1 protein-coding gene is annotated in these 280 nt (G+C 52.1%); it reads left to right on the forward strand.

Going from position 1 to position 280, the window contains the following annotated elements:
- Window positions 1-8: 8 nt before the first annotated feature.
- The coding region (locus QWY28_RS24755; protein WP_500690677.1) for a hypothetical protein at window positions 9-280 on the forward strand (272 nt) is incomplete at its 3' end.

Consider the following 280-nt stretch of genomic DNA (forward strand, 5'->3'; position numbering starts at 1 on the left):
GCGGAATCTTGATCACGTGGACAAAGGGATTCAAAGCCACCGACTGTGTGGGTCACGATGTAGCCACTTTACTGAGGGATGCTGTAAAAAGGAGAGAGGAATTTGACCTGGATGTGGTGGCTGTGGTCAACGACACCGTGGGCACCATGATGACTTGTGCTTATGAAGAACCTTCTTGTGAGATTGGACTCATCGTGGGGACTGGCAGCAATGCCTGCTACACAGAGAGGAATTTGACCTGGATGTGGTGGCTGTGGTCAACGACACCGTGGGCACCATG

This window comes from Nocardioides oceani (genome assembly GCF_030412965.1).
Taxonomy (GTDB): Bacteria; Actinomycetota; Actinomycetes; order Propionibacteriales; family Nocardioidaceae; genus Nocardioides; species Nocardioides oceani.